This is a genomic window from uncultured Gimesia sp., from assembly GCF_937910335.1.
Taxonomy (GTDB): Bacteria; Planctomycetota; Planctomycetia; order Planctomycetales; family Planctomycetaceae; genus Gimesia.
On the sequence record NZ_CALEMX010000116.1, the window covers coordinates 1 to 8182 of the forward strand.

Genomic DNA, 8182 nt, shown 5'->3' on the forward strand with positions numbered 1-8182 from the left:
ATTCCTGGCTCAACCCAAATGGGAAATATCGGTTAAGGAAGATCATTTAATAAGAACCTGCTTTCCCACCCCTTACCCCCCCCATGTGATTTACCCACCTAGTGTCTATTCTAAGTTGTTAATCTGTAAGTAATTACAGAACATCCCCCCCGCTCTTCAAATTTAAGCTTTGAATTGGACACACGATTTCTTTTTAAGGATACGGATTATGAAATTCTTATACACGTCAACAAAACGGAGAGGATTTACTCTCATTGAATTATTGGTGGTGATTGCCATCATCGCTATTCTCATTGCATTACTGCTGCCTGCTGTTCAACAGGCACGAGAAGCAGCACGACGCAGCTCGTGTAAAAACAACCTGAAGCAAATCGCTTTAGGGATGCACAACTACGAAAACACGCATCGTGTGTTTCCGTATGCACACCGCGGAGGTGGTGGTGTATACCCCAATTATTGCCATAATCGTGATACCTGGTTTCAACGCATTCTGCCCTATGTTGATCAGGCCCCGATGTATAATGCCTACGAGGCCGATTGCGCGAATGTATCTGGTAGCACGAGTAATCACGTCCATAATATTTCGAGTAGCCAGAAATTTGTCCGTACGGCGTTACCCGCGTTCATGTGTCCTTCAGACGTGGGGCCCGCCTTTGCGGAACCTTCTGGAGTACGTTGGGGTGGCAGTTATTTAGCCTGCATTGGTTGGGCAAATAACCGTTCCACTGGAACAGATAACGGGATGTTTGGTTACCAGACAAGAACCAAAATTCGTGACATTACCGATGGTACATCCAGTACTTTTATGCTTAGTGAAGCCGTACAGCGGGTTGCTATCCCGACTGGTCATTCCTGGGGATGTCCTGGCTGTTATTGGATTGGAGGCGCTCATGGTGAGGCCGCTTTTACAGCATTCGAAACTCCAAACAGTCTAGCCGCGGATCAAAACTATCTCTGCAAAAGTACAACTGATGTGAATGCACCATGTGTCACAAATCAGAGTCAGAGATGGAATTATGCTCGCAGTCAACATGTGGGAGGTGTGCATGTGGGACTGGCCGATGGCGCCGTACGGTTTATTTCAGAAAACATCGACCGTACAACTTACCGGGCATTATCAACCATCTCCGGGCATGAAGTTGTTGGCGAATTTTAAAGTTTTAAAACTCGTTGGTTAAAAAGTCGCCCCAGTAATTTCACTGGGGCAAATTTATCAATCAGGAAATATTCAATGAAATCACTCTTACACAATATAACTTTTGTCTGCACCGTCATGATTTTGACTGGTTGTGGTGGCGCAAATGATGGACCGGCAACTTTTCCTGTTTCAGGAAAAGTGACATGGGACGGTAAACCTGTGGTGGAAGGAAATATTATTTTTCGTGATGCAGAAGAAAAAACAGCCAGCGCTGCTGGGAAGATTGAGGATGGTGAATTCTCTTTCCGGGCAATAGCCGGTAAAAAAACAGTTGTGATCACAGCGACACGTGAAGTTCCGGGGAAAACTGCTGTGGGTGGTGCACCTGATGAGCCTGCGGTTCCAGCGATAGAGCAATACATCCCTGCGGACTACAATGAAAAAAGCACTTTGGAAGCAGTCGTCAGTGACTCAGGTTCCAATGAATTTGAGTTCGATTTGAAAAGTAAAAAGTAGCCCCGCGTAAGCGGCAGTGTTATCAGAATGTGAGTATGGCGATTGTTGAAATCAATATTGGCTCACAGAATTCGTTCGGCTCAGAAAGTGTAAACCATCTTGAACCAATGGTTTCTGAAAGTAGTTGGACTTGACCGATTGAGAGTTGGCTTTTCAGAATCTTACGCGCAATACTGATGAATTCTCAGAAATGATTTCTGAAGCTTTAAACAAAGCTGCCGGTAGCGTGTTTCCAGGGATGTGGTTGCACTTTACTGTTTTTGAACGCATTCGCGTACCACAATACGCGCCTGTTTAAAGGCGTGCTTGATTGTAAATGCCCGGGCTTCAAGTTGCTCTTCGGTGTAATATTTCCCGTGGTCACTTTCGGGCAGGCCTCCAAGTGACAAAGTCAGTGGCAGCAGGTCGAGAAATTCACGGTAGCGTCGCTGGACATCAGAGCTGGCGTTGGCTGAATCATTCACTTAAAGAATCTCCCTCTGTTCTTACAGCATCGTTTTGAAATGAGATGGAATTTCAGGGGGACCTTAGTTCATACCGACTGTAGATTGATACAAACGAAAATTCACCCTGTTTGATTTACTGTTAAGATTCTCCCAAACGCAAATCAGAAAAGCAATGGGAACTCACAAGAATGAAGCGACTGGGGCCCTGATTCGGAATTGTCATTTACCAGTAGGTGTCTACTGGAATGCCTGTAGGAGATTTCTTTTATGAGCCTGATACGAAAACAGCTTTCGGAGGCTGTTGGAGGCATCTGGTGGCATTCCACATTGATTATTCGTTGTTTTTGACTCCCGTTTCTTCTGGAGGTGGTAAAGTCACCGGAGGTAAGTCGGGGACAGCAGGTATGTTTTCTCCACCTTGTTGTTGTGGCGGCGGCTGCTGTGGATAGCCCTGTGGCGGCATTTGGTATTGCTGAGGATAAGAGGGCATCGGCTGCTGTGGGTAGCCTTGTTGTGGATAATATTGTGGTGGCATGGGATAAGGGTATGGCTGCCCTGGAGGCATCTGTTGCGGAGGGTAGGCCGCTTGTTGTTGCTGCATTGCCTGCTCATAAGCTTGCTGGGCTTGAAGCTGCTGTTCGGCAGTCAGGATTTGTGTATCCCCTTCGTAAACAGCCGGGTTGGGAGCTGCTGGTGTTGGGGCAGTTACAGCGGGAATGACCTGCGAGTCGTCAGAAGGATGAACGGGGATATCGAAGACGGTATCTGACCCGGTAAGAATACCGCTGCCTGGAGGAGTTATAGCTGGTGTCTCGGGAGGCGTTGGTGCATCCTCTTTATCGACAGTATGAGACATCAAAATTTCAAAATCGAGCTTGCCTACCTGGATCTTATCAGAATGAGAGAGTTGTACTTCACCCTTGATTCGTTTTCCGTTGACCAGTGTGCCATTCGTACTTCCAAAATCACGTAATCGAACACTGTACTCATCAACAGTGAAAACGCAGTGGTGTCGACTAACCATATCGCTGTTAGGTCGCAGGTGACAATCTTCTTCCCTGCCGATTAAAAACTTTTTGCCTGTGATGGGGATTTGTTTTCCATCGTGACGACCACCAATTACCTTCAACGAAAGCTGCAACATAAATCGTTCACTCCATAGGTTTCATACAGAACACGTCAAAAGAAATGGAACACCAGATGGCGGAATCCTCTTGCCATCCTGTTTCCGATGACTTGGTTTCTTATTGTCAATTAATTGAATTGGAAGAAAAGAAATGAATAGATACTAGAAACAGAAATGAGTGAAAAATTTTTCTCGTCATTGTTAGTGACAGAAGCAAATAACAATGCTTGTTTGGCCCGCATTGTGTGGTTTGACTCACTTCGAGGTAAGTAAAAATCCACTACTATTCTGTAACACGAAAAATCAAAAATGTATTACACACTTAACGCTATCAGGCGGCTTACGCTATGTCAATAAAGATAAATCAACCATCTGTCATGTAAATGATTTATTAATATGTAAAGGTTTTTTACTTGATTTTGGTAACTCCTGAAATCTGTACCAATAAGCTTCTTATTTCCGGGAAGTCCAGGCGGGCAGGGAATATTTCTCATTTTCGAGATCCGTGGCCTGGGCGAATTCATCGTCAGTCAGGTTTCGAGACTGAAGAGGCAGGCCAATGGTCTGTGAGATGGCCTTCGAAAATTCCTCTGTCAGTGTTTCCAGAAAAGAGTCTTGATACAAGCTGGTTTTTCCGGTTTGATTTAAGAGCCCCGGAAAGAGGGGGGCATAGTCGGAAGTGAGTAGTAACAGGCTGCCATGCTGCACAACCGCACCTCTTCTTCGTCTTTGCGCACTCCCCAGAATTTTTTTTCCCTGATAGACAAGGTCCCGCTCATCACCTCGTCCGAAGCAGAGAAATGGTTCGGTCTGAGAACTGATCGAAGTGCCACGAAATTCGACGTTTAGCCCCTGCTTCGAGAGGACATCAATCAGTGGTTGATGAATGATGAGGTAGAGGTCCGGTAAAGATCTGGAAAGGGGGTGGCTTGCCGGAATCGCGAAGGAATAGGTCAATTCATGATGGTGTAAAATGGCCCCGCCTCCGGAGAGCCTGCGCACCCTGGGGAGGTTTTTCCATGTGTCATTTTGAACCTCGGTCTCATTACTTTGAAAATAGCCTAGCGAAATTGTAGGGTCTTTCCAACGGTACCAGCGTAAGGTACAGAGATCCTGTGAAACAGCTGTCTCGAGCAACGATTCATCAACGGCCATATTCCAGCTCCCCGTGAGAGGGGCGGGTTCAATGATCAGACGACAGTGATCCGGGATTGAAGAATGAGTCATGCCAGGAACCAAACTGTGAGGTGACACTGAAGAACGCGTTTTCCAATTGTCTATTCAGGCTCGCAGCACTGTAGAATCGGGTTACGGGCCGCCACAACTTCATCGGGTCTGCTGATCTTAGTACTATGCGGCGCGAGATGCAGAAATTCCGGGTCTTCCTGAAGGATATTCCGAATGGTTTCTGCGAACGCATCCAGGGTTTCTTTTGATTCTGTTTCCGTCGGTTCGATCATGATAGCTTCGGGAACGACCAGAGGAAAATAAACCGTTGGTGCATGAAAACCAAAGTCGAGCAGACGTTTGGCAATATCCATAGCCGTTATGCCATTTTCCGATTTGCTCTTTGATGCGGAGGCTACAAATTCATGCATGCAGAGTTCACCGTTGGGAACCGGCAGTACATCTTTTAAAATCGCCTTGAGGTAGTTTGCATTTAACACGGCATTTTCCGAGACCGCCTTTAAGCCTGCAGCGCCGAGTGTTCTGAGGTAGCAATAGCCTCTTACCAGAATTCCAATATTTCCGTAAAACGAGCGGACCCTTCCGATTGATTTTGGAGGAGTTTCCAGCGTAAATTCATTTTCTCCAGAAGTTCGTTTGATGACCGGTCCGGGAAGAAAGTCAGCGAGGAAATCACGAACGGCAATCGGTCCAGATCCTGGTCCGCCGGCACCATGTGGGCCGGTAAAGGTTTTGTGAACGTTGTAGTGCATCATATCGCCTCCGAAATCACCGGGTCGGGTGAATCCGAGGATTGCGTTCATGTTGGCCCCGTCAATATAAACCAGTCCACCTGCATCGTGAACCATTTGTGCGATTTGCTTGATGTCTTTTTCAAACAGTCCCAGTGTATTCGGATTGGTCACCATAAAGACGGCGGTCTGGTCATCCAGATGTGCTTTGAGGTCATCCAGATCAACCAATCCTTCTTTGCTGCTTGCCAGTTGCACACACTCGAATCCGGCAATCGCAGCGCTGGCGGGGTTGGTGCCGTGAGCACTGTTGGGGAACAGTACTTTTGTTCTTGTTTCGCCACGATCTTCGAAATATGCTTTTGCTGTCAGTAAAGCCGTGAATTCCCCTTGAGCGCCAGCTGCAGGTTGCAGAGAGACGGCAGGCAGACCTGAAATTTCCGCAAGCATTTCCTGAGTCTCATACAATAATTCGAGCATGCCTTGCAGGTCGGATAGATGTTGATAGGGGTGCAGATCAACAATGCCCGGCAGGCTTGCCAAACGTTCATGACGTTTGGGATTGTATTTCATCGTGCAGCTTCCCAAAGGATAAAAATGGGTATCTACACACATATTTAAAGTTGATAAATTGACGAAATGTCGAATGACGTCTGATTCGGTGACTTCGGGCAGTCCCGTTGGTTTCGTTGAGAGCGCTGATTTTGGGATGATTTCATCCAGCGGTTTTACAGGGACATCCGCAGAAGGAAACCGGGCAGCGCGTCGGCCATGATGCGAGAGTCCAAACAATGATTCGGTAGCCAATTGATTTCGCATGGTTATAGTGATTGCTTCACAATATTTTTAATAGGAATGTGTAAATAGAATCAGATCAGTAGAGGTTATGCTTTCAGGGCTGTCACCAGTCGGTCAATTTCTTCCCTGGTTCTCTGTTCGGTAATCGCAACAAGGACTCCCGTCTGGCCAAGTGTAGAACCGTTCTGGAATTCAAACCGGGATAATTCCGGTCCTAGATCAAAGCCTGCCTGACGCGCTTTTCGAAGCAGATAATCGGAGCCCTCAGAGCAGCTTATCGCGAACTCTTTAAAGTAAGGACGATCAGCGAATAAAAGATCAATGCCTTCGATTTGGGAAAGCTGTTCGGCTGCATAATGTGCTTTCTGGCAGGAAAGTTCAGCCACTTCACGAATGCCCTGTTTTCCGAGTAGAGCAAGATAAACTGCGGCACGGATTGCAATCAGCCCCTGATTACTGCAAATATTGCTGGTTGCTTTATCGCGTCGAATGTGTTGTTCGCGGGCTTGCAGATTCAGGACGTAACAGAGATTTCCGTTCCGGTCCACTGTCTGGCCAATCAGTCGGCCCGGCATTCTGCGAACAAACTTTTGACTACAGGAAAACAAGCCGAGATAGGGACCGCCAAACTGTAAAGGAGTTCCCAGTGATTGTCCTTCAGCGATGGCAATGTCTGCGCCGTAATCGCCGGGACGCTTCAGGAGTCCGAGGCTGATGGGGTCATAAGAAACAACAGACAGGGCACCATATTTGTGGGCAATTTCTGTCAGTTGCTCAGCCTCTTCCAGTGTTCCAAAAAAATTAGGATGCTGAATAACAAGGCAGGCTGTCTGATCATTCATCGCTGCGTCAACATCAGCCGGATCGGCAGTACCGTTAACACAGGGAACGATAACGACCTCACAGTTCAAGTGCGTCAAATACGTTTCGACCACCTGACGATATTCAGGATGTAGCGATCCCAGTAATACGACACGATCATGTCGGTTGGTCACCCGCATTGCCATAAAGGCGGCTTCACTTACACAGGTGCCACCTTCATACAGGCTGGCATTTGAAACGTCCATGCCCGTTAACTGGCAGATCAATGATTGAAATTCAAAGAAGGTCTGCAAACTTCCCTGGCTGGCTTCTGCCTGATAGGGAGTATAGGCGGTATAGAATTCTCCGCGCCTTGCAATTTCATCTACGGCAGCAGGGATAAAGTGGTCATAGGCTCCCCCTCCCAGCATACAGACGCGAGAACCCGGTCCGACATTTTTTTCTGCCAGTTTCGAGACGTGGGCCTGTAATTCCATTTCTGTTAAGGCGGGAGGAATATCGAGGGGACGGTTCAGGCGCAACTCAGAAGGGATTGTGGAAAACAAAGCTTCCAGAGAGTCAACGCCGATGGCTTGCAGCATTTCCTGCTGCTGATCTGGTGTATTAAAAAGATAAGGCACGGTTCACTCAATACTAAAACAAGATTGTAATGACGTTGGTGATTCAACTGCTTCGATTATAGTCGTGGAACAGAGGTTGGTACTCTCAAAAGTTCCTTTTCGGAATGATAGAGTGGAAATCTCTTCCCGCTGGTCTACCACGGATGCTGTTCTGTTCATGAAAACTGCATCTAAAAGGGTCATTGATTAATGTGCTTCAGACTCACAAAACTTGCGATACTCGTCGGCATTCATGAATTGATCCAGTTCAGAAGAATTTGACATTTTCACTTTCGTGATCCAGCCATTTCCGAATGGGTCATCGGAGAGTGGTGATTGATCGTCAACGAGTGCGGAGTTCACTTCGGTGATTTCACCGCTGACGGGCGAATATAAATCGCTGACCGCCTTGACACTTTCTACTTCACCAAAGACTTTCCCGGCTTCGCAGGTCGAACCGATTGCCGGAAGCTCAATGTAAACGAGATCAGTCAATTGATTGACAGCAAAATCGGTGATACCCACGGTAACGATGTCGCCTTCAACATTGACCCATTCATGAGTTTTCGTAAATTTTAAGTTGCCTTGATCCATGTTTGCAAAACCCTCTATTCTATTTCCAGACTCAAGAATCCAAAACAGCGCCCGTCTTGAGAAAAGAAGTCTCAAGTTCCCTGATAACTCTTCGTTGACGATACAGAGATTTGGTCCATTTGAAAAGGAATCAACGAGGGAAATTCAAGACTGTAGCCGTATATCTTTGAGCCCGCATTTCCCAGATGACTTCCCTCGCTTTGGCACGTAATTTGCGCCATACC

General features: G+C 46.9%; 8 protein-coding genes. 2 read left to right on the forward strand and 6 right to left on the reverse strand.

The features are described 5' to 3' along the window. Nucleotides 1-208 precede the first annotated feature (208 nt). Together Q0668_RS04605 and Q0668_RS04610 are read left to right on the forward strand one after the other, a co-directional pair. Nucleotides 209-1156, forward strand: coding sequence for a DUF1559 domain-containing protein (locus tag Q0668_RS04605; protein WP_298860484.1), 948 nt, complete (start codon nt 209-211; stop codon nt 1154-1156). Nucleotides 1157-1231: 75 nt separating this feature from the next. Continuing rightward, the gene (locus Q0668_RS04610; RefSeq protein ID WP_298860489.1) at nt 1232-1654 is read left to right on the forward strand and encodes a hypothetical protein; all 423 of its coding nucleotides are present in this window, start codon (nt 1232-1234) and stop codon (nt 1652-1654) included. A gap of 251 nt (nt 1655-1905) precedes the next feature. Here Q0668_RS04610 and Q0668_RS04615 read toward each other — a convergent pair whose 3' ends face one another. The 6 genes from Q0668_RS04615 to gcvH form a co-directional block, all read right to left on the reverse strand. Beyond that, nucleotides 1906-2118 carry a hypothetical protein gene (locus Q0668_RS04615; RefSeq protein ID WP_298860492.1) on the reverse strand — a complete coding sequence of 71 codons (213 nt, stop codon included), beginning with the start codon at nt 2116-2118 and terminating at the stop codon, nt 1906-1908. Nucleotides 2119-2431: 313 nt separating this feature from the next. Beyond that, nucleotides 2432-3244 carry an FHA domain-containing protein gene (locus Q0668_RS04620; protein WP_298860495.1) on the reverse strand — a complete coding sequence of 271 codons (813 nt, stop codon included), beginning with the start codon at nt 3242-3244 and terminating at the stop codon, nt 2432-2434. 435 nt (nt 3245-3679) lie between these two features. Then, the gene (locus Q0668_RS04625; RefSeq protein ID WP_298860498.1) at nt 3680-4453 is read right to left on the reverse strand and encodes a biotin/lipoate A/B protein ligase family protein; all 774 of its coding nucleotides are present in this window, start codon (nt 4451-4453) and stop codon (nt 3680-3682) included. A gap of 50 nt (nt 4454-4503) precedes the next feature. Beyond that, nucleotides 4504-5964, reverse strand: a complete 1461-nt coding sequence (gcvPB, locus tag Q0668_RS04630) for an aminomethyl-transferring glycine dehydrogenase subunit GcvPB (protein ID WP_298860501.1) — start codon at nt 5962-5964, stop codon at nt 4504-4506. A gap of 65 nt (nt 5965-6029) precedes the next feature. Further along, nucleotides 6030-7385 (reverse strand): aminomethyl-transferring glycine dehydrogenase subunit GcvPA, encoded by a 1356-nt coding sequence (gene gcvPA, locus Q0668_RS04635; RefSeq protein WP_298860504.1) that lies wholly within the window; start codon nt 7383-7385, stop codon nt 6030-6032. Nucleotides 7386-7571: 186 nt separating this feature from the next. Continuing rightward, on the reverse strand, nt 7572-7958 hold the full coding sequence (gene gcvH / locus Q0668_RS04640; RefSeq protein ID WP_298860507.1) for a glycine cleavage system protein GcvH: 387 nt from the start codon (nt 7956-7958) through the stop codon (nt 7572-7574). Nucleotides 7959-8182 lie beyond the last annotated feature (224 nt).